The organism is Novosphingobium sediminicola (assembly GCF_014196525.1).
Taxonomy (GTDB): Bacteria; Pseudomonadota; Alphaproteobacteria; order Sphingomonadales; family Sphingomonadaceae; genus Novosphingobium; species Novosphingobium sediminicola.
This window is the reverse complement of record NZ_JACIDX010000027.1, coordinates 18310-42759: the sequence shown is the minus strand read 5'-3', so window position 1 is coordinate 42759 and position 24450 is coordinate 18310. Positions and strand designations below refer to the sequence as shown.

23 protein-coding genes are annotated in these 24450 nt (G+C 62.6%); 6 read left to right on the top strand and 17 right to left on the bottom strand.

Annotation, left to right across the window (positions count from 1 at the left end; translation table 11 throughout):
* From GGR38_RS22570 to GGR38_RS22555, 4 genes are all read left to right on the top strand, one after another.
* On the top strand, positions 1-732 hold a 732-nt coding region (locus GGR38_RS22570; RefSeq protein WP_183629054.1), incomplete at its 5' end, for an SDR family NAD(P)-dependent oxidoreductase.
* A gap of 11 nt (positions 733-743) precedes the next feature.
* Entirely contained in the window at positions 744-1895 is a 1152-nt protein-coding gene (locus GGR38_RS22565; protein WP_183629050.1) for an alpha/beta hydrolase, read from the top strand.
* On the top strand, positions 1895-2299 hold the full coding sequence (locus GGR38_RS22560) for a VOC family protein (RefSeq protein ID WP_183629048.1): 405 nt from the start codon (positions 1895-1897) through the stop codon (positions 2297-2299). Before GGR38_RS22565 ends, GGR38_RS22560 begins: the two co-directional genes overlap by 1 nt.
* Positions 2299-2607 carry a putative quinol monooxygenase gene (locus GGR38_RS22555; RefSeq protein WP_168604364.1) on the top strand — a complete coding sequence of 103 codons (309 nt, stop codon included), beginning with the start codon at positions 2299-2301 and terminating at the stop codon, positions 2605-2607. The genes GGR38_RS22560 and GGR38_RS22555 overlap by 1 nt, the downstream gene beginning before the upstream one ends.
* Before the next feature lie 245 nt (positions 2608-2852).
* Here GGR38_RS22555 and GGR38_RS22550 read toward each other — a convergent pair whose 3' ends face one another.
* From GGR38_RS22550 to GGR38_RS22525, 6 genes are all read right to left on the bottom strand, one after another.
* Positions 2853-3923, bottom strand: a complete 1071-nt coding sequence (locus GGR38_RS22550; RefSeq protein ID WP_183629046.1) for a VOC family protein — start codon at positions 3921-3923, stop codon at positions 2853-2855.
* 102 nt (positions 3924-4025) lie between these two features.
* The gene (locus GGR38_RS22545) at positions 4026-5144 is read right to left on the bottom strand and encodes an FAD-dependent monooxygenase (RefSeq protein ID WP_183629044.1); all 1119 of its coding nucleotides are present in this window, start codon (positions 5142-5144) and stop codon (positions 4026-4028) included.
* Between the two features lie 13 nt (positions 5145-5157).
* Positions 5158-6183 carry a VOC family protein gene (locus GGR38_RS22540; protein WP_183629042.1) on the bottom strand — a complete coding sequence of 342 codons (1026 nt, stop codon included), beginning with the start codon at positions 6181-6183 and terminating at the stop codon, positions 5158-5160.
* Positions 6184-6314: 131 nt separating this feature from the next.
* The gene (locus GGR38_RS22535; RefSeq protein WP_246405211.1) at positions 6315-6542 is read right to left on the bottom strand and encodes a hypothetical protein; all 228 of its coding nucleotides are present in this window, start codon (positions 6540-6542) and stop codon (positions 6315-6317) included.
* A complete protein-coding gene (locus tag GGR38_RS22530) occupies positions 6542-8125 on the bottom strand; it encodes a phytoene desaturase family protein (RefSeq protein WP_183629040.1) in 1584 nt (527 codons plus the stop codon). The genes GGR38_RS22535 and GGR38_RS22530 overlap by 1 nt, the downstream gene beginning before the upstream one ends.
* A complete protein-coding gene (locus GGR38_RS22525) occupies positions 8122-8934 on the bottom strand; it encodes an SDR family NAD(P)-dependent oxidoreductase (RefSeq protein ID WP_183629038.1) in 813 nt (270 codons plus the stop codon). The genes GGR38_RS22530 and GGR38_RS22525 overlap by 4 nt, the downstream gene beginning before the upstream one ends.
* Before the next feature lie 103 nt (positions 8935-9037).
* Here GGR38_RS22525 and GGR38_RS22520 point away from each other — a divergent pair, with 103 nt between their 5' ends.
* On the top strand, positions 9038-9469 hold the full coding sequence (locus GGR38_RS22520; RefSeq protein ID WP_246405210.1) for a winged helix-turn-helix transcriptional regulator: 432 nt from the start codon (positions 9038-9040) through the stop codon (positions 9467-9469).
* Between the two features lie 8 nt (positions 9470-9477).
* Here the strand turns inward: GGR38_RS22520 and GGR38_RS22515 are convergent, their stop codons facing one another.
* The 4 genes from GGR38_RS22515 to GGR38_RS22500 form a co-directional block, all read right to left on the bottom strand.
* Positions 9478-10485 (bottom strand): LysR family transcriptional regulator, encoded by a 1008-nt coding sequence (locus tag GGR38_RS22515; RefSeq protein ID WP_183629035.1) that lies wholly within the window; start codon positions 10483-10485, stop codon positions 9478-9480.
* Positions 10486-10496: 11 nt separating this feature from the next.
* Positions 10497-11417 carry an NAD-dependent epimerase/dehydratase family protein gene (locus GGR38_RS22510; protein ID WP_183629033.1) on the bottom strand — a complete coding sequence of 307 codons (921 nt, stop codon included), beginning with the start codon at positions 11415-11417 and terminating at the stop codon, positions 10497-10499.
* Positions 11417-12049 carry a hypothetical protein gene (locus tag GGR38_RS22505; protein ID WP_183629031.1) on the bottom strand — a complete coding sequence of 211 codons (633 nt, stop codon included), beginning with the start codon at positions 12047-12049 and terminating at the stop codon, positions 11417-11419. Before GGR38_RS22505 ends, GGR38_RS22510 begins: the two co-directional genes overlap by 1 nt.
* An 85-nt stretch (positions 12050-12134) precedes the next feature.
* Positions 12135-14507, bottom strand: a complete 2373-nt coding sequence (locus GGR38_RS22500; protein WP_183629029.1) for a TonB-dependent receptor — start codon at positions 14505-14507, stop codon at positions 12135-12137.
* 153 nt (positions 14508-14660) lie between these two features.
* Here GGR38_RS22500 and GGR38_RS22495 point away from each other — a divergent pair, with 153 nt between their 5' ends.
* Positions 14661-15800, top strand: coding sequence for an FAD-dependent monooxygenase (locus tag GGR38_RS22495; RefSeq protein ID WP_183629027.1), 1140 nt, complete (start codon positions 14661-14663; stop codon positions 15798-15800).
* A gap of 18 nt (positions 15801-15818) precedes the next feature.
* On the opposite strand, the gene GGR38_RS22490 is transcribed toward GGR38_RS22495, so the two are convergent.
* The 7 genes from GGR38_RS22490 to GGR38_RS22460 all read right to left on the bottom strand — a co-directional run bounded on the left by GGR38_RS22490 (position 15819) and on the right by GGR38_RS22460 (position 24446).
* Positions 15819-17504: a GMC oxidoreductase gene (locus GGR38_RS22490; protein WP_183629064.1), complete on the bottom strand. Its 1686-nt coding sequence runs from the start codon at positions 17502-17504 to the stop codon at positions 15819-15821.
* Complete coding sequence (locus GGR38_RS22485) at positions 17504-18067, bottom strand: gluconate 2-dehydrogenase subunit 3 family protein (protein ID WP_246405209.1); 564 nt, start codon at positions 18065-18067, stop codon at positions 17504-17506. The genes GGR38_RS22490 and GGR38_RS22485 overlap by 1 nt, the downstream gene beginning before the upstream one ends.
* A 148-nt stretch (positions 18068-18215) precedes the next feature.
* Positions 18216-18872 carry a TetR/AcrR family transcriptional regulator gene (locus tag GGR38_RS22480; protein WP_183629025.1) on the bottom strand — a complete coding sequence of 219 codons (657 nt, stop codon included), beginning with the start codon at positions 18870-18872 and terminating at the stop codon, positions 18216-18218.
* Between the two features lie 169 nt (positions 18873-19041).
* Positions 19042-20352, bottom strand: coding sequence for a family 1 glycosylhydrolase (locus GGR38_RS22475; protein ID WP_183629023.1), 1311 nt, complete (start codon positions 20350-20352; stop codon positions 19042-19044).
* Positions 20349-21194, bottom strand: a complete 846-nt coding sequence (locus GGR38_RS22470; protein ID WP_183629021.1) for an alpha/beta hydrolase — start codon at positions 21192-21194, stop codon at positions 20349-20351. The genes GGR38_RS22475 and GGR38_RS22470 overlap by 4 nt, the downstream gene beginning before the upstream one ends.
* A 61-nt stretch (positions 21195-21255) precedes the next feature.
* Entirely contained in the window at positions 21256-23556 is a 2301-nt protein-coding gene (locus GGR38_RS22465; RefSeq protein WP_246405208.1) for a TonB-dependent receptor, read from the bottom strand.
* Positions 23557-23618: 62 nt separating this feature from the next.
* The gene (locus GGR38_RS22460; RefSeq protein WP_183629017.1) at positions 23619-24446 is read right to left on the bottom strand and encodes a fumarylacetoacetate hydrolase family protein; all 828 of its coding nucleotides are present in this window, start codon (positions 24444-24446) and stop codon (positions 23619-23621) included.
* Positions 24447-24450: the final 4 nt, after the last annotated feature.

The window sequence follows — 24450 nt, the reverse complement described above, 5'->3', positions numbered from 1 at the left end:
GACGGTCGGCGGGCGCTGGTGACGGGGGCGGGGCGGGGCATTGGCCTTGCCGCCGCCGCCGCGCTGGCGCAGGCGGGCGCGCATGTGACGCTGGCTGCGCGTACGCACGATGAGATCGAGGCGGGCGCCGCCGCGATCCGTGAGGCTGGCGGTTTGGCCGAGGCGGCGGTGCTGGATGTGAGCGACATGCACGCGGTGGAGGCCTTCTTCGCCGCGCGCCCGGCGTTTCATGTGCTGGTCAACAATGCCGGGACCAACCGGCCCAAGCCCCTCTGGGAGGTGAGCGAGGACGATTATGACGCCGTGCTCGACCTCAATGTGAAGTCGGCTTTCTTTGTCGCGCAACATGCGGTCAAGGCGATGTTGCGCGATGAGGTGGCCGGATCTCTGATCCATATGGGTTCGCAGATGGGTCATGTCGGCGGGCCGCGCCGCTCGCTCTATTGCGCGTCGAAATGGGCGATCGAGGGCATGAACAAAGTCTTCGCCCTCGACCTTGCGCCCCACGGCATCCGCAGCAACACCATCGCGCCCACCTTCATCGAAACCCCGATGACCAAGCCCTTCTTCGAGGACAAGGCCTTCCTCGACAGCGTGTTGGCCAAGATCAAACTGGGCCGCTTGGGGCAGGTCGAGGACCTCATGGGGCCGGTCCTCTTCCTCGCCAGCGATGCCTCCGCCCTCATCACAGGCACAAGCATCATCGTCGATGGCGGGTGGACTGCGGATTAAAGGATAAGCAAATGTTTGAACCCTTTCCCGGAAATTATGTGTGGAATCTGGCCACCAATCTGGCGCTCGTCTGCGGCGGCAATCATGGCGAGATTGACGAGGCCTGCCGCCCGGTGCGCGAGGCGTCAAAGGCCGGGGCCGATGCAGGGTCCGCGCTGCTGTTTGACAGCTGGATCGCGGTGGCCGACCAGGTGGCGAAGAATGCCGACGATGATCTGGCCAATGGCTATGCGCTCTCGGCAGGCACCAAATATCTGCGCGCCTCGGGCTATTATCTGGCGGCCGAGCGTATGCAGGCGCGCGATTACGCCCCGCGCTGGGCGGCCTATGATCGCGGGCTGGAGCTGTACCACAAGGGTTCGAAGCTGCGCGGGCTGCATGTGGACAAGGTCGAGATCCCCTATGAGGGTTCGTCCTATACCGCGATCTTTGTCCATGACGGATCGGGCACACCGCGCCCCACGCTGGTTTCGGTCAATGGCCTCGATTCCATGAAGGAACAGGTCAATATGGCTGGGCACGGCCTGTCCAACCTCGAACGCGGCATGAACACGCTGTTCCTCGACCAGCCCGGCACCGGCGAGGCGATCCGCAAGCGCAATCTGCCCGCCGTTTATGATGCCGAGCGCTGGGGTTCGCCCGCGTTTGACTATCTGCTGACGCGCAGCGATGTGATCCACGACAAGATCGGCATCTTCGGCCTGTCCTTCGGCGGCTATCACGCGCCGCGCATCGCCGCCAATGATCCGCGCTATGCCCTGTGCGCCGTGATGGGCGCCAACCACGTCTGGGGCGAGCGTCAGCGCCAGCGTGTGGCCAATGAGGGCGAAAACCCCGTGCCGCATTACTGGGACCATGTGCTGTGGGTCTTTGGCATGAATGAGCGCGACGCGTTCCTCGATTATGCCGACCAGATCACGCTCAATGGTCAGGTGGAAAAGATCAAGGTGCCTTTCCTGATCACCCATGGCGAGAATGATCGCCAGATTCCGGCCTTCAACGCCCATCTGTCCTACGATCAGGCGGTGAACAGCCCCAAGCGGACCTTGCGCATGTTCACCAAGGCGGATTTCGAGGTCGAGCATTGCGGAGCCGACAATGGCACCGGGATGCGCGATTACATTGCGGATTGGTGCGCGGCGACCTTTGCGGAGATGGCGTAATGGCGGAATTCACCTTCCACCACGGGGGCGTTTCGGTGCCCTCGCTGGCCGAGGCGATTGATTGGTATGGCCGCGTGCTGGGCTTTGAGTTGGAGAAGCGGTTTTATATTGAGGCGGCGAAAAGCCACACTGCGATGGTTCGCAAAGGCCCGCTGCGTTTCGAGATCTTCGAGGTGGAGGGCGCCGCCGCTCTGCCCGAAGATCGCCGCCATCCGCCCGCCGACCTGCGCACCCATGGCAACAAGCATGTCGCTTTCCGCGTCGAGGATCTGGAAGAGTTCCTGAAGGAAATGGAGCAAAAACAGGTCGATATCGCCTTTGTCGTGCGCGAAGCCTTTGGCAAGGGTTGCTTTATCCGCGATTGTGCGGGCAATCTGATCGAATTTGTCGAGGAGCCGAATTGATGACCTTCGAAATCGCCCGCATCACCATCGACCCGGCCCGCGCCGCCGACTTTGAAGCCGCCGTCGCGCAGGCCGAGCCGCATTTCCGCGCCGATCCGGGCTGCACCGGCTTTGCCCTGCAGCGCGTGGTCGAGGAGCCGGGGGTCTATCACCTGCTCGTGGGCTGGGTATCGGTTGAGGCACATACTGTTGATTTCCGCGCGACCGAGAATTTTGCCAAGTGGCGCGCGCTGGCCGGGCCGTTTTTCGTTGAGCCGCCTAAGGTGGTGCATGTGGAGACGGTGATTGGGGAGGCGGGGGTTAAATAAGGTTTGCCTCCGGCGGGCAAAGGGCGGGGGCCCTTTGCAATCCCGTTAATTAAGAGCGCCTCGTTTGCAAGCGGGGCGCTTTTTGTATGGGAAAGCCTGCGGCGCGGTGAGGCCATTCCCGTCCGCGCCGCAGGCTTTAAAATTCTACCGCCGCGTCCGACACAAAACGCCGAACCCATAGCGCAAACGCAGACAGTAAAGGGAGCGCGAGGGTCTAGACCCTCGCATTTAAAACCCCTTACTTCTTAAATTGCATGCTCATCATCCTCGGTAATCTCGGCAAGAGCGCCCTCGACCGCCTGCTTGCCCGGAACCGCCTTGCGATAGGGGGCGAAACTGCGCCGATCGGCATCGAATTGCATATCCCAAGGAATATCCGGCCCGCGAAAGATCGGCGGCGCATTGTTGGCCCAGAGCAGCGAGCCAAAGCGGAAGTCCCAAGCGCGCGGCACCCAATTGTCGTCGAGGTAGTCGGTGTCGGCGTGATATTCGGCCTCGCCGCCCTTGCCGGGGATGTCGCAGTAATAATAGATCGCCGATGAAATCCGGTGGCGCGAGATGCCGCCCGACGAGTTCATGCTCTCGTTCTTCCAGCCCTTTTCGGCCATCAGGTTGGCGCCCAGCATAACTTCGTCAATATCGTCCATACCAAAGGCGATATGCATGAATTTGAAATTGTCGGGGGCAAAGGGCAGGTCGCAATTGACCCAGAAGATCGAGTGATGCTCGAACGTGCCGCCCGCGCGCGAGAAAATGCCGACGCCGCGGGAATGGTCGATATAGCGAAAGCCCAGATGGCGTTCGTAAAATTCAAACGACCCCACATAATCGGGCGAGAAGAACACCACATGGTTGATCGTCTTGGGGATCGCCTTGTGGCGCCAGATCCGGTGCTGGTTGAAACGCGGATGGGAGGTGGGCGTGTTGACCGGGCTGGCTTCGGATTTGAACGTCCGCTTGGCCCAGACGCGGATGGCGATGGGCTGGCCATCGGGGCATACGCAATGCACGGTGCCGTCATCGTCGCGCGTGATCGCCACTTCGCTGGCCAGACTGGCCGCGATCTTTTCAAGGTTTTCGGCCGTATCCACGCCCCAGACCGTTTCCTTGACCCCATTGCCGGGATAGGGATCGGGGCTGGGCAGGCGCGCATCGCCATGGGGCAACAGGATCACCCGGCTGCCCGAGGCGAGGCGGAACACGGCCTCGTTTTCGGTGATGCTTTCCACCGGCAGACCGAAATCGGTCCAGAACTTCGCGTTCTGCGCCAGATCATCGACGCCGAACAGGACGGATTCTACGCCCAAAATGCTCATACAAATCTCCCCAAAGTTTGCGCCCTTATGATGGGGCGCAACCTTGGGGAGAAACGCATTGCATCGGATCGGTGCTATCGGTTTCGTTAAACCGGGTTTCGATCAGACAGGCTCTGCCAGCTTCTTGCGGATGCGGTCGGTGACTTCGACCGGATCGCCTGCGCTTTCGGGGTGCATTTCCCATTCGCCCAACTGGATCGAGGATGTGCCGACCAGCTTAGCCCGTTCAAACCGCCGCTCCATAAAGGCGCGCAGGGCGGCTGGAATATCACCCTGACCCAGTTCCTCGGCCAGAACCACCGCATCCTCGACCGCCATAGCCGCGCCCTGGCCCAGATGGGGCGTGGCCGAATGGGCGGCATCGCCGATCAGCACCACGCGGCCCTTGTGCCACGGATCGGGCATGATGCAGGCCTCCAGCGGGCGATAGACGACCAGCGCAGGATCGGTGACCGCCTTGGCCGCTTCGCCCAGAATGCCGCCATAACCGGCAAGGCGGGCGCGCATTTCGTCCGCCAGCGTTTCGGGGGCAAAGCGCGGGTTGCCCTTTTCCTCGACCACGGCGAAAATATACATCTCTTCCGGCGTCAGCGGGCAATAGCCGGCCTTGCCGTTAAAGCCGTTGTGGCCGTTCCCAATGTAGATATCGCTCCATTCCAGCCCCTCGGGGCGCGGCACATTATAGCGCCACACGCCTTGCCCGGTGAATTTCGGGGTGGCTTCGGGGAAGATCGCCTTGCGCACCGCCGAATAATTACCATCCGCGCCCACCACCAGATCATACGAACCGGAGGTACCATCGGAAAAGCCCAGTTCCACATGGTCGCCATAATCCTCCATCGTGGTGAAGGTGACGCCCAGACGCACCGGAATGCCCAGTTCCTTCACCTTGTCGGTCAGCACCTTGTGCAGCGCGGGGCGCGTCAGGCCCAGATCGGAGGGCAGGCCGTCAACCGCCGTATCGCCCGGCAATTCGGCAATCGTGTTGCCGTTAACGTCCACGAAGCGCGCCCCGCGATAGGCATAGCCCGCCTTCACCGCCGCATCGCCCACGCCCAGAGCGTTCAGGGCGCGCACGAAATTGGCCTGCACGATGATGCCCACGTGATAGACCTTCCAGTCCTTGTCCCGCTCGACCACTTCGCAGGCCACGCCGCGCTGATGCAGGCCGATGGCCAGAGCAAGGCCCGCCACCCCGCCGCCGATGATGCAAATTGTCATAATCGTCTCTCCCTTATTCAGCAGCTTGAGCCAGCGCAGGCTTTGGGTCGGCGGGCAGGTAACGAAGCTGGTCCTCACGCGCATAGGCCACGTCCCAGACCGGCTCCTGCTGCAGCCAATGCGGCAGATCGTGCATATAGATCAGCGTGCCGAACGCCCCGTCCCACACGCGCACCTTCCAACTGTCATCCACACAGTCGCAATCGGCGCCATATTCCATGTCGCCGCCCAGCTCCGGCACGGCGAGGTAGAGGAAGGCCGCGCTGGTCAACCGGTGGCGGCCAAGGCCCCAGCCACCTTCAAAGCTGTAGCCCAGACGGTCGAGGTGATTCTTGCCCACCATGATCTCGTCAATGTCCTCGCATTCGAAATTGGCGTGGTGGAATTTCAGCGTGCCGTCGAAACCGGGCATCGGCGCATGGGCATTGGCGAGGAAAATGTTGTGATGCTCATAGGCCCCATCGGCGCGCATATAGACGCCAAAGCCTTTTTGCACATCGGTCAGGCGGAAGCCGAGGCGGTCGCGATAATATTCCATCGCCACCTGCACATCGGGGAAGGTCCAGACCGTGTGGTGAATGCGCTTGGGCACCGCGCGGGCCAGCCATTTGCGCGGCTGGTTGAGGCGGCCCACAGTGCCGGGCGTGTTGCTGGGGCTAGGCGCGCCATGGACGGCGCGGGGTTGCCAGACCTGCAATCCGATGGCCTGGCCAAAGGGCGTGATGAAATGGGTGATGCCCTCGGCATCGACGCGCAATTCGTGATCACGCGACAGGTCGGCGGAGAGGCGCGCCATGGCCTCGGCGCTGTCCACGCTCCACACGCATTCGTGAACGCCGATGCCGGTCTGTACGCCGCCCTTGGGCAGATCACCATGCCCGCGCAGCAGCAGGCGGACCTGCGCGCCGTTCATGGTTTCGAACCTTGCGCTGGTGGCGTCCTGTTCGAGGGGCCGCAGCCCGTAATCGGTGAAAAACCGGCTGGTGGTGGCAAGATCCTCCACCAGAAACACCAGCCGCCTTATGCCTGTGATCGCCATCTCGCGCATCTCCCTTTGCTCTGTTGGGCCAAGGATGATGCGCGAGAGGCTTTGGTTTCTTGATCTGGCTCAATCCGATTTCATGGATTGAATTGGATTTACCTATTGATGAAATCGAATTGAGGCAGGTTTTACTTGCGGAACAGCAGGGTAATCAAAAACCAGATGGTTTTCGCATCCAGCAGCTTCAACCCCGCCCGCGCCTGTTCCGGCGTCAGCTTCGCTACCATCGGCATCGCGCCAAAGATCTTGCCACGAATAACCAGATCATTGCCGTCGCGTTCGATCCGCCGCACGGCCATCAGTTCCTTGTTATTGGCGTCCAGCACCTTCATCGGCGCAATCTTCTTCTCCGCCATTACACAGCCCCCCCGCAGACCTTGTCATAGTCAATGTCCATATCATCCATCATCTGGATCGCGGTGGCGCGCCCGGCGCCGAATACGCCGCCGCCCGGATGCATGAAGGGGCCGACCAGATAGAGGCTCTCGATGCCCGGCACGCGGAACGATCCCAGATCGGGCGTGGGGCGATGGGCCACCGATTGATACATGAAGGGCGCGCAACCATGGATGTCGCCCTTGATGAAGCTGGCCGGGCTGTCGCGTTCATGGTCGATGGGCGAGCGGATCAGGCGGCCGGTGATGTTGTCATCGGTGAGGTTCGAATAGAACTTGCGATATTGTTCGAGCGCCCGGTCGGCGAATTCTTCCTTGCGCGCGTCCCATGATCCCGGACCATCGGGGTAGAGGTTGTAGGGCGCGAAATTGACGCCATAGAACACGCCCGCCCCTTCCGGCGCGCGGCTGGGGTCAAAGATCGTGTTGTCGCCGCCAGCGATCAGGCGGTGCGAAACCTCGCCCCGGCGCAGCTTGTCATATTCGAGCAGCATGTCGCGGATGGAATAGAAATCCATCAGCTCGGTCATCATCGCGTTGGTTTCATTGCCCACCTTCAGCTTCAAACGCTCTTTCAGCGTCAGATGCATCAGGTTGATCGAGAAGGTCGATTGCGTGACGCGCTCGGCGCGCTGCAACACCGGCTCCGGCGTTTCGCCCACGAATTTGCGCAGCACATGGGGATGGATCGCGCCGATCACGCCATCCTTGGCCATGAACGTCTCGCCCGTGGTCAGCTCAAGGCCCGCCGCCTTGCCGCCCGACACGATCACGCGCGAAACCTCGGCCCCGCAGCGCACTTCGCCGCCGAAATGCTCGATGGCGCGGACCAGCGCCTTGGACAATTGCCCCGACCCGCCCTTGGGCATCGAGCAGCCATAGGTATGGATGATCCCCGGCATCAGGAACGCGCCCATGCCGGTGCCCAATTCATCAGGCATCTGCAGGTTTTCGGTCACCATCCGCACGATGTGCAATTTCAGCAGATCGCTCTCGAAATATTGCTCCACCACGTCCAGCGCGCTGCGGCTCATCACATCGAGCAGGAAGCGGCCCTCGTCCGACTGGTCCATCATCGCCACAAAGGCGCCCATGGGGAAGGGCGGCGAATAGAGGCCGCTCATGAACATCGGGATCGCGTCCATGCTGGCGCGGGCGAATTTGCGATAGGCTTCGGCATCGCGCGGGCTGAAGGTGGCGATTTCCTCGCAGGTGCGGTCCAGATCCTTCCACGAACGGACGATCGTGCCGTCCTCCCAGATCGAGGCATGGGGCAGGTCGGGATAGATATATTCGAGGCCAAACTTGGACAGCAGCCCCAGTTCATCCTCGCGCAGCATCGGGTTGCCCTGGATCATGATATGCACATTGGAATGCTCATCATGCCAGTAGCCGGGCTGGATCAATTCGCGGGTGGAAACGCCGCCGCCGAAATGCGGTTTGCGCTCCAGCACCAGCACCTTCTTGCCTGCCTTGGCCATATAGGCTGCCGCGGTCAGGCCATTATGGCCGCCGCCCATCACGACGATGTCAAACTGGCTCATGATGTATGTCCTTCAAAAAATGCGCGAAATCCGCCGAGGCCGGGGACGTGGCTGGTGCCGCCGCCATCGCATTCGACCGTGTGACCGGTGATGTTGCGCGCCCCATCGCTGGCCAGAAAGGCCACCGCCTCGGCAATGTCCTGCGGATCGCCCAACTGGTCGCGCAGGGTTTCATCCTCGACCACCTGACGCAGCGCGGGGGGGAAGGCTTCCTTGAGCGCGGGGGTCATGGTCATGCCCGGCGCTACAGCGTTGCATCGCACGCCCATGCGGCCATGCGATGCGGCAATCGCGCGGGTCATCTGGATGATCGCGGCCTTCGACGAGCTGTAGGCGGCCTGAATCATATGGCCCTGCAAGGCCAGAGAGCTGACCGTGTTGACGATATTGCCTTTCGTCTCGCGCAGATGCGGCAGCGCGGCGCGGCAGGCGATCATCGTGCCGCGCACATTGACGCGATAGGTCCGGTCCCAAAGGGCCGTCGCCATATGTTCGATATTGCCATCCTGCTGCGCAATATCGGGGCCGAGCAGGGCCGCATTGTTGTGCAGAATATCCAGCCGCCCGAAATGGGCCACGGTCTGGGCCACCATCGCCTCGATGCTGGCCTCGTCCTCAAGGTCGAGATGCAGCGCAAGGGCATCGGGAATGCCCGTCGCCACGGCCTGCGCGCGGGGCATGTCGATGTCGGCAATGGCGACCTTGGCGCCGCGCAGGGTCATCAATTGCGCCGTTGCCGCGCCGATCCCGCCCGCGCCGCCGGTGATGATGGCGATCTTGCCGTCCAGCCTGATGGCATCATGGGCCATGGGCTTCTTCTCCCTCTTGTTTATCCTGTCTGATGCTGGTGTTACTGAGCATCGTACAAAGCGGAAGAAGGCACTTTTTTGTGCCCAGCATAGGGTGGGGATTTTGGCATTACCCGATGATCTGGAAAGCGGGATGGCGGCGCTTTCGGCGGAAATGGCGCGCTATGGCCATGACCGCGAGGCCCCCGTGCGCGAGGTCATGGCGCGGCTGGGGGATCGCTGGTCAACGCTGGTGCTGATCGTGCTGGCGATGGGGGAATGGCGCCATGCGGACCTGAAACGCGCGCTGGTGCGGCTTTCCTCCGAACAGGCGATTTCGCAGCGGGTACTGACGCTCAAACTGCGCAGTCTGGAACGGGACGGCTTTGTGCTGCGCACCGCGACCGATCATGTGCCGCCGCGCGTGTCCTATACGCTGACCCCGCTGGGGCGCGAATTGTCGGTTCAGGCGCGGCATTTGATCGACTGGGTCAATGCCCAGTCCGAGGCGATCCGTATCGCGCGCGCCAGTTTTGACGCGCGCGAAGAGGATTAGGCGCCGGATTAGCCCTTTTCGCCCCGCATATTGGGGTGGTTATGCTGAAACTGTACGGCGATCTCGTCGCGCTTGGCCTCGGCAATCGGCACGACATTGGTGATGTCGCCCTTGTCCTCCTGCGCCATGGCCGCCAAACGCTCGACCACCCAGCGCAGCGCGCGGTCATTGTTGTTGGTGATATGCCACTGGATCGCCTCGCGGATCGGGGGAATATCAAACGGCACCTCGCGCAGGGTCAGCGGCAGGACCTTGACCATTTGCGAGGCAAGGCGGCGGTGCATCGTGGCGATCCGCTTTGTCCCCACCACCAGCGAGGTTTGCGACAGGAAGGTGGGGGCGACCACCTCGATCCGGCGCTGAGTCTTTTGGCGACGCACGAACCAGTCGTCGAAGGCGGGCGTCCGGCTTTTGCCGAAACGCGCCGTTACATGGCCCAGCGCGAAATATTTCTCGCGCGTCATGTCGCCCTCCATCGCCGGATTGTTCGCATCGCCCACCACGACATAATCGTCCTCGAACAGCACCTGGCTGGGGTGGTCCGAGCTGATCGCATAGTCGATGGTCAGGAGCAGGTCGATCTGGCCGCGTTCCAGCGTGTCGATCGGGCTGTCGCCCATCGGCTGGATTTCAAAGCGCATATTGGGCGCCTCGGCCTCGATCATCGCCAGCGCGCCCGCCAGCAGCACCTGCGTTGAATAATCCGAGGCCATGAAGCGGATCTGGCGATCACAGGTGGCCGGGTCGAATTCGGGGGCGATGGCGATGGTGGAGCGGATCTGGTCCAGCACCGCGCGCACCGGTTCGATCAATTCCTCGGCCCGCGCGGTCAGCACCATCGAGCGGCCTTTGACCACCAGCAGTTCATCGCCGAAATAATCGCGCAGGCGGCCCAGCGCCGAAGACGTGGCCGATTGCGACAGGCACAGCCGGTCGGCGGCAAGGCTCACGCTCTTTTCCGCCAGCAGCACGTCCAAGGCCACCAGTAGGTTGAGGTCCAGTCGCTGGAACCGCATCGTCCCTCTCCTTAATCCAGCGTCTTGAGCGCGCTGGAAACCAGAGTAGCAAGATCGCCGTCATGCGCAAAGCCTGCGCGTTCGGCAGCCAGCGTAGACAGTGGCGGTTGTGCCGCAAATGCCACTTCGAGCGCGGCATCGGGTTCATAGCGCACCAGATCGGCCGAGACGCCGCATTGCGCCGCAATTTCCCCGGCCAGACCGCCCATCGTGATCCGCTGAGCGGGCAGGGTGACGGCATAGGTCGGGGGCAAAAGCGCGGTGTCGAGCGAGAGCGCATGGATGAAATTATCCGCACAGCGCGCCACCGATTGCGCCCAGATCGTGCCGCCCGCCGAGACGGGGCAGATAAACTCCTCGCCTGCCTTCAAGGCATGGAACAGGTTCGACATAAAGGCGCTTTTCATGCCGCTGGGCCCCTTGGGGCGAGCCAGAATACCGGGCAGACGCACGGTCACGCCCTCGATCATGCCGCGATTGGCGAACATCGCCACGGCATGTTCCATCATCGCCTTATGCGCGCCATAGATCATTTTGGGGCTAAGCGGCGTTGCATCATCGACAAAGCCGGGCAGCGGATCGCCATAGACCGCAATCGAGCTGGCATAGACAAAGCGGGGCTTGCTGCCCTTGGCGCTGGCCTCCAGCAACAGGTCATACATGGCGTCAATGTTGATCCGGCGCGAGGCGACAGGATCAGCCTCAGCCGCGCCGCCCGGCACCGTGGCCAGATGGATCACCGCCGATACCCCGCCCGAGAGCGCATCGGCGCGGACATCGGCATCGCCCAGATCGCCCGCAACAACACGCGCGCCGGCGGGAATCCCCCCCGCCGCCGTATCCATGGCCACCACCTCGCGGCCCTGCGCCAACAGGCGCGACACGATCTGGCGGCCGACAAAACCCCCGGCTCCGGTGACGATAACTGGCATCAGACTGGCTCCACGATATGTTGATAGCGTGCATCGAGGCCGCGCCCCGTCACGCCAAGGCTGGTAAAGGGATTGCGGCGTGTATCGGTGACCACCTGATACAGCCGGTAAAGATCGGGCAGGAACACCGCCCAATTGCCGATTTCGGTGGCGGCATGGGCGGCCCAGATGCGCCCGTCGGCATGGGTTTCGGGCTTGCGCAGGCCGATGGCGGTGGACGATCCGATCACGCCGCCCGCGCCGTCATCCTGCCATTGGTGCAGGCGATAGCCCAGCACTTGCCCCGTATGAATATCGGCCTCGTCAAAGCCCAGCCCGGCCACGATGATGGCATGATCAAGGCGGATGCGTTCGCGCAGGGCTTCGGGCACATCCTCGATGCGCTCAAACCGGATGAACAGATTTTGCCGCCGCCCGTCATCCCATGTCTGGGGCGCATTATGCACCGCGCCCAAAGGGTTGCCATGGCGCGGGGGAATGGGCCAGCTCAGCGGCTCATGCTGTTCCGGGTGCCACAGGATGAAGCCTTTTTCCATGTTCGACCAGAACCAGTCGATCTGCTGCGCGCCAACACCGGGCAAGGCCCAGTCGATATGCGTGCCCAGATCATCCTGATGCAATGTGTAATCCATCGCCCATTCTCCCAAACGACCGAAACCGCAGCGACGCCGATCTGCGCCGCTGCGGCCCGTTCATGCCATCATGCGATCCGGGGGATCAGAAATTGATCCCCACGCGCGCGCCAAAGTAGCGGCTGGAATCACGGGCGGGCTGGCCGATCACCAGATTGCCCGTGGTGGCCCCGGCAAAGAAGTCCTCCGCATTGGTCAGATAGAACTTGTCCGTCACATTGTTGACGAAGAAGGTCAGCGTGGCCTTCTCGTCCTTGGTCTGGAAACCAAGGCTCAAGTCCATCAGGCCGAACGCGCTCTGGAAGGTCTGCGGGTTCTGGTTGGCCTGAAGATAGGTGCCGGAACGATAGGACAGATTGGTGCCGGCGATCACGTTGAACTTTTCAAACGGGATCGTCTGAGCAATCTGGGCGTTGATCTTCAGCTTGGGGCTGGCAGGCATCGGCTTGCCCGACAGATCCTGCGCGCCGCTGGCATCGCACCCTTGCGCGGTGGTTTGGGTGGGCCAGCAGACCGCGCCCTTGAAATTGGTGAACTTGGCATCGATCAGCGCCGCCGACAGGCTGGCCCGCGTGTTGCCCTTCACGTAATTCAGGTCGGCCTCGATGCCCTGCGTGCGTGCTCCGGCATTGGCCAGGATCAGCACGCCCACCAGTTTCGAGGTGTCAAAGATCTGCGCCTGATAACCGCTGTAATTGGTGTAGAAAGCGGCGAGGTTGAAGGTCAGGTGACGGTCGAGCAGCGTCGATTTCAGGCCCACTTCAAAGCTGTCGATATGCTCCTGCGCCACCGCCTTGGCAAAGGTGGCGATTTCGGCCAGCCCGGCCGCCGTGGTGTTGCCCGGCGCGATCGACCAGTCATGGACGGTGTTGAACGCCTTGGGCTTATAGCCGCGCGTATAGGAGGCATAGGTCATGATGTCGCGGGTCGGCTTGAACTGGATCGCCGCATCGCCCACCAGCGCGCCCGAGCTGTCCGACAGGTTCCACGTATAGCCGCCCTGACCAAAGCCGCCGCTGCCATACTGGCCCGCCGCCGGGTTGAAATATTGCGTGACGTTCCAGCCGATCTTGTCCCAGTTGTAACGCAGACCGCCGACAAGGGTCAGCCTGTCGTTCACATGCGCGGTGGCGCGGCCATAGATCGAGTAATTCTTGGTGGTTGAAATATTGGTCTTGGCCAGAGGGTTCAACGTCCATGCGCGCAACACATACTGGTTGACGGTCATGTCCGAATAAAACAGGCCGACCAGCGCCGAGACAGGCTTTTTCGCATCCGTGGCCAGCTTGAATTCCTGGCTGGTCTGGCTGACATAGCCCTGCGCCGATTGGAGATTGCTGTAGGGCAGCACCATCGAAGAGGGGAGCGCGCCGATCGCATTGAGGAAAGTCTCGAATTTCAGCGCCCAGTTCGGATCATTGCCAAGGAACGTGTCCTGCGTCTGATACTGGCCCTCATGGCTGTAGGCCGTCGTCGAGGTCAGCGTCAGATCGCCCAGCCGCCAGTTGATGACCGCCGAGGTATCCTTGTCTTCATAGCGCGAGACCATCGTGGTGTGCGTGGCCAGCTTGGTGTTGCCATAGGTCAGGCTGTAGCCCGGAAACATGGTGGCCGCGTCCAGACCCACCGGAGGGGCAAAAAAGACGGAGCCGGGCGTCCAGTATTGCACGGTGAAATTCGCGCCCTTCGACTTCGACATCGCATAGTGGCCCATCACCTGCAGGTCGAGATTGTCGCTCAGCTCAAATTTCAGCTTGGCGCGCGTGCCATAGCTTTCCGCGCGGCTCTTGACGCCCGTGGTCAGGTTGGTGATCGGATAGGGCGTGCGCTGGTAATAGCCGGTCAGGCTGTAGCTGACCTTGTCGGTGATCGGGCCGGAGGCGCGGCCGTCAATATGCCATTCGCCGTCATTGGTGGTCAGCGCGTTGACCGCATATTGCGGCGTGGTGGACGGCGCCACGGTCACAAAGTTGATGACGCCCGCCGAGGCCGTGCGCCCGCCCAGCGTGGCCTGCGGACCTTTCAGCACTTCCAATTGGGCCACGTCGGTGATCGTGTTGACGGCAAAGCTGTCGGCGGGCACCGGCACGCCATCGACCTGGATCGACACGCCCGAGGTCAGGCCGATCGCGCCTTCGTTGGCATTGGTCGAAATGCCGCGGATACCATAGGGAACGCGGCCGTTGAACGTGCCCTTCAATTCCACCGAGGGCACCACGCGGTTGATGTCGGACAGGTCGACCACATGGGCCTGCGCCACGGCGGCCTGCGACAGCACGGCGGCGGCGACAGGAATTTCCTGAAGCTTTTCCGGGCGCTTCTGCGCGGTCACGATGATTTCCGCCGTATCCTTGGCAGGCGCCTGCTGCGCCATGGCCGGCATTGCGGTCGCCATGGCCAGCACCGAAGCTGAAACCGTGGCCGACAGGCACGCGGCATGGTTGACAAAAGTCCTCATAATCCTCCCCTTTATTCTCATCCCTGACGCGCTGCACACGTCTTGCATTCTTGACTAGCGCGTGGGGGCTCCAAGCTCACACCGATTGTATCAATAGGCATCCATCCATGGTTCGAATTTGCCTGTTGGCGCGCGCGCTCTAATTTCAGCACCATGGAACGGGAGAACATCAGGAGCGTCCAAGAGGCGCTGATCGTGGGCGGCGGGATCGGCGGCATGGCTGCCGCTATTGCGCTGTCGGAGCGGGGCGTTAAGGTCGATCTGATCGATCTGGACCCCCAATGGCGCGTCTATGGGGCGGGGATCACGATCACCGGGCCAACGTTGCGCGCCTATCGTCGGCTTGGCCTGCTGGAGCAGATCAAGGCGCAGGGGGCCATCACCACAAAAACGCGCCTTTTCAAATATGACGGCACGCATCTGCACGATCTGGAAGAGCCGGTCATCGAGGAAGGCCTGCCCGCCACCGGGGGCATCATGCGCCCGGTGCTGCACCGGATCATGCAGGGCCGGGTAAAGGAGCTGGGAATCCCGGTGCGGCTGGGGCTGACGGTGTCCTCGCTGGTCAATGTCGATAGCGGCGTGGATGTGACTTTTTCGGATGGTTCAACCGGCCATTACGATCTGGTCGTGGGCTCCGACAGCGTGTTTTCGGGCGTGCGCGAGCTGTCCTTTCCGCATATGGGCCCGGCCCAGCCGACCGGGCAGGGCTGCTGGCGTATCTCGATCCGCAAGCCGCCCGGCCTTGAATATGGCGAATTCTACCTTGGCCATGCCAACCCCTGCGGGATTACGGCCTGCGCGCCGGATCAGGTCTATATGTGGATGCTGACCCCTCATGTGGAGCGTGAGAGCTTCATGGATGAGGAGGAATTGTTCAACGAATTGAAGCGTCTGCTGGCCGACTTCGGCGGCAATGCCGGATGGATCCGCGACAATATGACGCGCGATGACTGGATCAACTATCGCCCGCTGGCCGCCGTGCTTCAGCCCAAGCCTTGGTATGACGGGCGCATCGTGTTGCTGGGCGATGCGGTGCATGCCACCACGCCCCATCTGGCCTCGGGCGCGGGGATGGCGGTGGAAAGCGGCATCGTGCTGGCCGAGGAACTGGCCCGCGCAGACAGCGTCGAGGCGGGGCTGCTGGCCTATCAGGAACGCCGCTATCCGCGTTGTCAGGATGTGATCGACAGCTCGGTTTCGGTGGGCCGCCTGCAATTGGCGCATGGCGACCCGCGCGAACATGCCAAGATCCTCGAAGGCGCGCTTTCGCGGCTCAACGAAGACTTCTGATCTATGGGGGCGGGCGCGTTAGATCGCGCCCGCCTTTATCAACCCCACCGCATGATCGACCGCCCGCGCCGTCAGCGCCATATAGGTCAGCGAGGGGTTCTGACAGGCGCTCGACGCCATTTGCGCGCCATCGGTGACGAACAGATTGGCCACATCATGGGCCTGGCTCCATTTGTTCAGCACGCTGGTCTTGGGATCATGGCCCATGCGCGCGCCGCCCATTTCGTGGATCGCCGTGCCGCCCGGACCGGGCCGGTCCATGCCAAACAACACTTGGCCTCCCGAGGCCGCCAGCATCGCACCGGCCTCACGCTTTGCATCGGCCAGAGCGGCCATTTCCCCTGCGCCATGGGCAAAGTGGATCTCAAGCTGGGGCACGCCCATCGGGTCGACCTGCTTTGACAGCGTCAGCCGGTTGGACGCGCGCGGCAGGCTCTCGGCAAAGGCAACCAGCACCATCCGCCATGCGCCGGGGCTGCGCAACTCGCGCTTGAAATCCGCGCCGATCCCCGCCTGCCGCTTGCCGCGCCCCCAGCCCGATTGCAGCGCGCCGCCCTGAAACGAATAGCCGCGGGTGAAGCCATCGCCATCGGCCTTGTCCAGATTGCGGAAACGCGGGATGACCACGCCCGTGGGTCGGTTGCCGAAAGAGGTGCGCCCCTCAAACCCCGGCATGATCGCCACTGCCGAGAGCGTATTGGCATGATCCATGATATGCGTGCCCAAGACGCCGCTGCTGTTGGCCAGCCCGCCCGGCATCGCCTCATTGGCCGAATTCATCATCAGATGGACCGAGTTGAACGCGCCAGCATTCAGGAACACGATCCGCGCGGTGGCGCTCTTGCGCTCACGCGTCTTGGTGTTGACCCAGCGCACACCGGTCACGCGCTTGGTTGCCGGATCATAATCCACCTTCTCCACCTGCGCATTGGTGATGACGGTCAGCCGCCCGGTCTTGGTCGCGGCGGGCAGGGTGGAGGATTGGGTCGAGAAATAGGCCCCGAACGAGCAGCCCCGGTTGCAGATGTCGCGCGACTGGCAAGGGTTGCGGCCTTCCTCTTCCTTGCCCACGGTCAGATTCGCCGTGCGCCCGATGGTCAGGCGGCGGTCGGGCCATTGCGCCGAGACCTTGTCCCGCACCGATTTTTCAACGGCATTGAGCGCAAAAGGCGGCTGAAACTGGCCATCGGGCAGCGAAGGCAGACCCTCCGAGGCCCCGGAAACGCCGATGAAGCGCTCCACCTTGTCATACCACGGCGCAATATCGGCATAGCGGATCGGCCAGTCCGTCCCCATGCCGTCGCGCGCATTGGCCCCGAAATCATAATCCGACCAGCGATAGCACTGCCGCCCCCAGGTCAGCGATTTGCCGCCAAGCTGATACGAGCGGAACCATGTGAAGGCGCTGTCCGGCCCCAGTTCATAGGGGTTTTCGCGATCATTGACGAAATGGTCCTCGGTCCATTCGGTGAAATGGCGGTTGAGCATCTGGACCGCATGGTCGCGCTTGTAGCGCTGCGTATCGCCCCGCCCGCGAAAGGGCAGTTCCCAGGGGGCCTTCATTTCGCGGGGGTAATCGCCATGGACGATCTCGCGCCCGCGCTCGATCATCAGCACTTTCAGCCCCGCCTCGGTCAATTCCTTGGCCGCCCAGCCGCCGGTGATGCCCGAGCCCACCACGATCGCATCAAATTCATATTCCATCATCCGAACTCCACTGCCGTCCAGTCGCTGGAATAGGCGCGCGCGCCGGGTTTGAGGGGGATGTCGGCATCCCATCGGCCCGGAATAAGGTTATATTGCAATTCCTTCGATGCCCCGGCCTCGCTGGTGTAATAGCCGGTGAGGATCAGCGCCTTGATCGCCATCCATGGGCTGGGCGTGGCGGGCGGTGGCCCTGCGGGGAAGGCATCGGCGTCCAATTGCGTTACAATCTTCACCCGCTGCGCCGGGGGCAGGGCGAGGAAGTCGCGGCCCGCGCGGCGGTTCAGCTCTTTATCCAGCCACATGTCATAGCCCTGCGCGCCCTCCATCCCATGGGCAAAGGCCAGCGAGAGGAAGGCCCCGACGCCGACATCGCCCGCGCCGGGCGTGTCGCTGCGCGGGATCACGATCTGCGCCACGGTCTTGAGCAAAAGCGCGATCCGGGGCGAGGGGGCTGTGGCCATGGCCGGAACCGGCAGACCGGTGGCCAGCGCAAAGATCGCCGCTCCGGCCAGAAATTCGCGCCGATTCGCCGTCGGCTGCTTGTGCCGCAATTGTTGCAAGATGCCTCTCCCAGCGGGTCGGGAGGGCGTAAGGGGCCGTCTCCCGATCTAAATCAGAATAATGGTTCTGAAATATCGCCGGATAGGGATGCCTGTCAAGCGGCCTGACATGGACCGGCTGCAAACCGGCCCGTCCAAAAGCTGCCCGTCAAAAACTGGGAGGCGTGACCAGAAAGGCCGCAATCATGCGCGACAGGTCCTGCATCAACACATCCCAATCACCTTCCCACGCCGCCGTGGTGGCCGAGCCAAAGCCGAGATAGCGGGCAATTGTGGCGTAAAGGATGCGAAAGGCCGAATCGACCGCGCGCAGCGGATCGGGCTGCTTCATCTCCGCCGAATGCAGCAGCAGCGCCCCCTTGACCGCATTGGCCGAGGAGACATAAGACGCCTTGCCCGTGGCCGACACCAGCGGATCATTGGTCGCGCGCAGCATCAGCGGGCGCATGATATCGGCATTTTCCTTGAGCGTTTCGCCCACCGCGCGGGTCAGCGCCACCACCAGTTGGTCTAGCGTATTGGCCCCGTTGCGCGCCTCGTCCAGCATCGCGCCCATCTGTTTGTCGACCCGTTCCAGCACGCGCAATTGCACGGCGTGGAGCAGGGCGTCCTTGCTTTCAAATCGATTGTAAATCGAGCCAATCGAAACTTTGCCCTTCTTGCTCACCTCCTGCAGGGTAAACTCATCCGAGCCCGCCGCCGCCATCAGCGCCTCGGCTGCGGCCAACATGCGTTCATACGAGGCCTTGGATCGGCCCTGAACGGGCGCGCGCAGGGCGGTGGAGAGGGCAACATCCTTGGTCATGACACGGTTCTTTTCCGGTTTGTGTCACCTTCGTCAACAAAGATCGTTTTAATAGAATTCTAATTCCAAATAAACCCGTGGGCAATTCTTGCGAAAAGGCGCGTCCATGCAAAAGGCGCGAGGGCCCCCCGACCCCCGCGCCTCCCGTCTGCAACCATCCCCCGATAGGTTACAGCGAGTTGGCCTTGGCAATCGCGCCCAGCACACCCGCGCTCGGCTTGGCCTTGCGCGCAAAAGTGACGGGATCGACCGAGGCGAGGCCAAAGGCGCCATGGCCAATCCCTGCGCCCCATTCGTAATTGTCCATCAGCGACCAGTGGATATAGCCCAGCACCGGCACGCCATCGGCCATCGCCTGACGCAGCGGCGGCAGGGATTCCCGGATCAGGCGGACGCGCAGCGTATCATCATCCGTACCCACGCCATGCTCGGTGATGATCACCGGCTTGCCGGTCGCCTCATGGGCATAACGCACCGCGCCTGCCAGCGAGGGAGGATAGACCTCTGCGCCCCGGAAATTGCGCATGCCGCCTTCGGGCGCGGGCAGGCGGCCCTTGGGGCCCCACAGGATGCGCTCGTAATTCTGGATCGCCACGAAATCATCCTCGCGCGCCACGTCCAGCCAGTCGCCATAGAGCTTCTGGCGCATGGCGTCGCGCATCGAATCCTTGGTCGCGGCCTGATCGTCGGCCATGGCAAAGCTGAAGCCGACCGGCAGATCGGGGCGGATCGCCTTGATCGCGGCGCGGGCCAGGCGGTGGCCCCGGATCATCCCGGTGGTGACGGCCGGCACATCCTCGGGCGGGACGGTGTTGGCCACCATGAAGCGCTGCACATTGGCCGCGCGCGCGGCAGCGGCCAGATTGGCCCGCAGCCCGTCAAGGAATTGCGGCGGCATTACCAAAGGCAGCAGGCGGGCCAGATTGGGCTCATTCAGCGTCATGGCCACCGCGATCCCGGCGCCCATATGGCGCATCGCCCGGTCGCAGAATTTTGCAAAGAGTTCGGGCGCCTGCGCATGGGTCCACCCGCCCATCGCGGCGAACCAGCGCGGGGTGGTGTAATGGTTGAATGTCACCACCGGGGCCAACCCACGCACGCGGCAACCGTCAATGATCGCCTTGTAATGGTTGAGCATGGCCTGCGAGAACATGCCCGGCTCCGGCTCGATCCGCGCCCATTCCAGGCTGAAGCGATAGGCGTTCAGGCCAATGGATTGCGCCAGATCGAGATCCTCGCGCCACATTTCGAAACTGTTGACCGCATCGCCTGAAGGCGCGCCGGTGATCGTGGGCGTAACATTTTCCAGCAGCCACTGGTCCGAATTGGTGTTGTTGCCCTCGACCTGATGGCCTGCGGTGGCCGCGCCCCACAGGAAGCCTTTGGGAAAAGTCGGATCAAGCGGCTTGGGTTTGGCCGCAAAGGCAGGCGTTGCGGCCAGAGCGGCAGCGCCCGCGAGCATGGAACGGCGATCAATCACAGAATATCCTCCAGAAATGCGGCGATTTCTTCCTCAAGGCGCCGGTCAGAGGTGCCAAGGTGCATCGCCATCGTGTAATGATTGTGGCCCGGCATCAGAACGCTGCGCGGCATCGTGCCATGGCGAGCCAGACGGGCCTGCACCAGGCCAAGGAATTCGGCCTGAAACCGCGCCGGATCATGCTGGGCGCAGGCGACCAGCAGCGGCAATGCGGTTTCCACCACCGCATCCCACGGCGACATGGGCGCATAATCGCCGGTGCCGTAATAGCGCGTGTCCTTGGGATCGAGCGAGGTGCAGCCATAGAGGCCCGAAAGCAGCACCGCCCCGCGCACCAGCGAGGCATGGTCAGGGCGAAGTTTCAGAAAACCGCTGACATGCACGGCCCCGGCCGAGGTGCCCATGACCACGATCCGTTCGGGATCGCCGCCATGTTCGGCCACGGCCCCGCGCAGATAATCAACGGCGGCGGCCACATCCTCGCTGCCCGCAGGCCAGAGATGGTCGGGGGCGAGGCGATAGTTCATCACCGCGCCGATCCAGCCGCGCTGCGCCGCCATCCGGCCAACGGCGGCATTGGGCCAACCGGAATCGCCCTTGTCGCCCAGCACGAAACCGCCGCCATGGACGAAGAGCAGAACCGGCTTCAAACCGCCTTCCGCCGCGCCGTAGAGATCCAGCCGGTGCCTTTCATGCGGCCCATAGGCCAGATCGCGCGCGGCCACCGGCACAGTCTGCGCCAGCGCTTCCTGCTCGGCCCCGAACAATTGGCGGCAGGCCTCCAGCACATCAGGGCCAAGATCCTGACCCATGGCGGCAATGGAATGGCGGGTGGTGTTCATGGCAATACCTCATGCAAAATGGGCGGCAAGGCGTGATGCCTTGCCGCCCATGTGCGTTCTATCAGAACTTGGCCGTTGCGCTGACGCCGATGGTGCGGCGCCCTTCGCGGGTCAGCCAGTTCACCTCGCCGCCGGCATCGGCAAAGGGCAGGCCGATGACCGAAGCGTGGAAGCGCTGATCCAGCAGGTTGCGCACGAACAGGCCCACGCGCCATCCGCCGTCGGGCGCGCCGATGCCGGTGTTCAGACCGATCGTGTAATAGCCCGGCTGATAGGACAGGGCATTGCCCACGTCATACTGCACCTTGCTGCGGTAATAGACATTGCCCGACCAGTCGAAGGCCAGACGATCATTGATCGGCAGCTTGATGTCCGCGCCAAAGGTGAAGGACACCTTGGGCGCGCCCGACAGGGGTTCACCGGCGGCCTGCAACAGGCTGGTGCCATTGCTGGTATAGCAGGACAGGCCCGCCTTAAGCACAGCGGGGCAGGCGGTGACATAATCGGTGAACTTCGTGTCCGAATAAGTCATCCCGCCATTCAGGCTGAATTCGGGGCTGACGCGCCAGCGGGCGTCAAACTCGAAACCCTTGGCCTCAAAGCCACCGGCGTTTTCGGTCAGGAATTCGGTCCCGTTGAACACGCTGGTTTGCAGGTTGGTGTATTTGTCGAAGAAGGCGCTGGCGTTGAAGGTCACGGCCCGGTTGAAAAGCTGCGACTTCATGCCGACGGTGATGTCGCGCACGGTCTGGGGGTTCACATTGGTGCGCGTACCGGTCAGGCCCGAGAAGGCCACCGTCGCGCCCAGATAGCCGCGCGAGATCGTGCCAAAGAACATCAGATCGCGGTCAACCTTATATTCCGCGCCCGCCTTGCCGGCCCAACCAGCTTTCGCCACCGATCCGGTCTTCAGGGGGCTGGGCGTATAGGGCACCACGAAAATGCCATCGACCATCGAGCCGGGCGCGTAGGTGGGATCAATGATCGACTGATAAGAGGCGTTCACCCAGTCATACTGATAGCGGAAGCCGCCCAGCACGGCGAATTTCTCGGTGGCGTGATATTTGCCATCGATAAAGGCCGCGACCGAATCCGAACGGGTCTGCGTATTCGACTGGCCGCCCGAAATGCTGACATAGAACGGGCTGAACGGGTTGGCGGGCATCAATTGCGCGCTGCTGTAATCGCCCGGATTGCCGGTCTTGCGCCGTGAGGCATAGATGCCGGTGGTGAATTCCGCCTTGCTGCCCGATGCATTGGTCAGGCGCAGTTCCTGGCTCAGGAAGGACTGATGCTTATTGGTTTCGCGCGCCTGAAACACGGTGGTGCTCGACCCGTCGATGCCATACTGGCTGGCGCCCTGCATGAACCCGCGATAGGCGGTGATCGAGGTCAGGTTCAGGCTGCCCAACTTCTTGTTGATTTCGATGCTGGCGCCGTAGTTGCGCTCGCTGGTATAGCCGTCGGTGTTTTCCGCGCTCTGCGTGTTGTTAAAGCCCGGCGTGATGCCAAGCGAGGTCAGATTGCCAAAGCGCGCCGCCATCAGCGGGTTGGCAAAGCTGGGCAGGGCGTTGATCGTCCAGAGCTGGCCGGGGCTTTTGGTGCTGGTGCGGCTGTAATCGCCGATAATATAGACGCTGAAATCGTCCGAGGGCTGATAGAAGAACTTGGCCCGGCCGCCATAGCTGGCCTCGTCGCCCCAATACTTCTTGAGCGTGGCATTGTAGAGGAAGCCGTCATTCTGGCGATAGAAGCCGAACAGGCCGATGGCCGAGTTTTCGCTGGTGGGCAGGTTCAACTGGGCGTTGGTGTTGATTTCGTTGAGCGAGCCGTAGGAAGCGAAAACCTTGCCTGAAACGCGGTCGAACTTGGGCTTGGCGGTGGTGATGTTGACCACGCCCGACGAGGCGTTCTTGCCGAACTGGGTGCCCTGCGGACCTTTCAGCACTTCGACGCGCTCCAGATCGCCAAGGCTGTTGACCGGGTTGCCGAAGGGGATGATCACATTGTCGACCACGGTGCCGACATTCTGTTCCGATGCCGAGGCAAAGCCGCCCGCCGTGCCCACGCCGCGCAGGCGATAGCCCGCGTCATTGGGCGAGGAGCCGAATTGCAGGCCAGACACCTGATACTGAAGGTCCGACAGCTTCTGGAAGCCGCCTGCGGTCATCTGCTGTGCGCTGATGGCCGAAACGGCCAGCGGCACGTCCTGAAGGCGTTCGGCGCGGCGCTGGGCGGTGACGACGATTTCGCCGGGGGCGGTGGCCTGCTGGGCGGGGGCGGCATCTTCGGCCATGGCAGGGCTGGCGGCGACCATGCCCAGAAGGGCAGCGCTGGCCAGCAGGTGATGGATCTTGCTCATCATAGTCTCCCTAATGTGGCCCGGCGGGATTCTTGTCCCGCCGGTGCCGGAATGCGTTGGTTTCAGATTTCGTCGATGACAGGGTTGGTGAGCGTGCCGATGACGCCGACCGAGATTTCGACCACGTCGCCCGCCTTCATATAGAGCGCGGGCTTGCGCTTATCGCCCACCCCGCCCGGCGTGCCGGTGGCGATGACATCGCCGGGGTTGAGGTCGGTGAAGGTCGAGCAATAGGCGATGATCGTGGGGATATCCCAGATCATGTCGCTGATCGGCTGATCCTGCACCAACTCGCCATTCAGGCGGGTCTGCACGCGCTGCACGCCCAGATCCTCGATCTCGTCGGGGGTGACGAGAGCAGGGCCAAAGCCGCCGGTGCCGGGCCATGTCTTGCCGGGGGTGAACTGGATATTGTGGCGCTGCCAATCGCGGATCGAGCCATCGTTGAAGGGCGCATAGCCCGCGATGTGATCCCAGGCGTTTTCGGGGGCGATGCGGCGGCCCTTCTTGCCGATGACGATGGCCACTTCGCCTTCATAGTCGAAGCGAACGCTCTCGGGCGGGCGCACCATGGCCTCGCCTTCAGCGATCAGGCTGTCGGCATAGCGGGTGAAGATCGCCGGATGCTCTTTCTGCTCGCGGCCCGTTTCGGCCACGTGGCTGGCATAGTTGAGGCCAACGCAGAGGATCTTTTCCGGATCGGGAATGACGGGCAGCAGCTTGATGGCATCAAGCGCGAAAGCCTCGCCATCGGCAAGCGAGGCGAGGGCGTCGGCGGCAATGGCGGCCTTCAGGCTGGCATAGGCGCCGCCCAAATCGAACACGGTTTGCCCATCAAGGCGGCCAAAGCTGGCCTTGCCGTTGGGGCGGGTGAATGACACATAACGCATGGGG

Coding starts and splice junctions, on each gene's coding strand:
- GGR38_RS22565 (WP_183629050.1), top strand. CDS start 744: ATGTTTGAACCCTTTCCCGGAAATTATGTGTGGAATCTGGCCACCAAT.
- GGR38_RS22560 (WP_183629048.1), top strand. CDS start 1,895: ATGGCGGAATTCACCTTCCACCACGGGGGCGTTTCGGTGCCCTCGCTG.
- GGR38_RS22555 (WP_168604364.1), top strand. CDS start 2,299: ATGACCTTCGAAATCGCCCGCATCACCATCGACCCGGCCCGCGCCGCC.
- GGR38_RS22550 (WP_183629046.1), bottom strand. CDS start 3,923: ATGAGCATTTTGGGCGTAGAATCCGTCCTGTTCGGCGTCGATGATCTG.
- GGR38_RS22545 (WP_183629044.1), bottom strand. CDS start 5,144: ATGACAATTTGCATCATCGGCGGCGGGGTGGCGGGCCTTGCTCTGGCC.
- GGR38_RS22540 (WP_183629042.1), bottom strand. CDS start 6,183: ATGGCGATCACAGGCATAAGGCGGCTGGTGTTTCTGGTGGAGGATCTT.
- GGR38_RS22535 (WP_246405211.1), bottom strand. CDS start 6,542: ATGGCGGAGAAGAAGATTGCGCCGATGAAGGTGCTGGACGCCAATAAC.
- GGR38_RS22530 (WP_183629040.1), bottom strand. CDS start 8,125: ATGAGCCAGTTTGACATCGTCGTGATGGGCGGCGGCCATAATGGCCTG.
- GGR38_RS22525 (WP_183629038.1), bottom strand. CDS start 8,934: ATGGCCCATGATGCCATCAGGCTGGACGGCAAGATCGCCATCATCACC.
- GGR38_RS22515 (WP_183629035.1), bottom strand. CDS start 10,485: ATGCGGTTCCAGCGACTGGACCTCAACCTACTGGTGGCCTTGGACGTG.
- GGR38_RS22510 (WP_183629033.1), bottom strand. CDS start 11,417: ATGCCAGTTATCGTCACCGGAGCCGGGGGTTTTGTCGGCCGCCAGATC.
- GGR38_RS22505 (WP_183629031.1), bottom strand. CDS start 12,049: ATGGATTACACATTGCATCAGGATGATCTGGGCACGCATATCGACTGG.
- GGR38_RS22500 (WP_183629029.1), bottom strand. CDS start 14,507: ATGAGGACTTTTGTCAACCATGCCGCGTGCCTGTCGGCCACGGTTTCA.
- GGR38_RS22495 (WP_183629027.1), top strand. CDS start 14,661: ATGGAACGGGAGAACATCAGGAGCGTCCAAGAGGCGCTGATCGTGGGC.
- GGR38_RS22490 (WP_183629064.1), bottom strand. CDS start 17,504: ATGGAATATGAATTTGATGCGATCGTGGTGGGCTCGGGCATCACCGGC.
- GGR38_RS22480 (WP_183629025.1), bottom strand. CDS start 18,872: ATGACCAAGGATGTTGCCCTCTCCACCGCCCTGCGCGCGCCCGTTCAG.
- GGR38_RS22470 (WP_183629021.1), bottom strand. CDS start 21,194: ATGAACACCACCCGCCATTCCATTGCCGCCATGGGTCAGGATCTTGGC.
- GGR38_RS22465 (WP_246405208.1), bottom strand. CDS start 23,556: ATGAGCAAGATCCATCACCTGCTGGCCAGCGCTGCCCTTCTGGGCATG.
- GGR38_RS22460 (WP_183629017.1), bottom strand. CDS start 24,446: ATGCGTTATGTGTCATTCACCCGCCCCAACGGCAAGGCCAGCTTTGGC.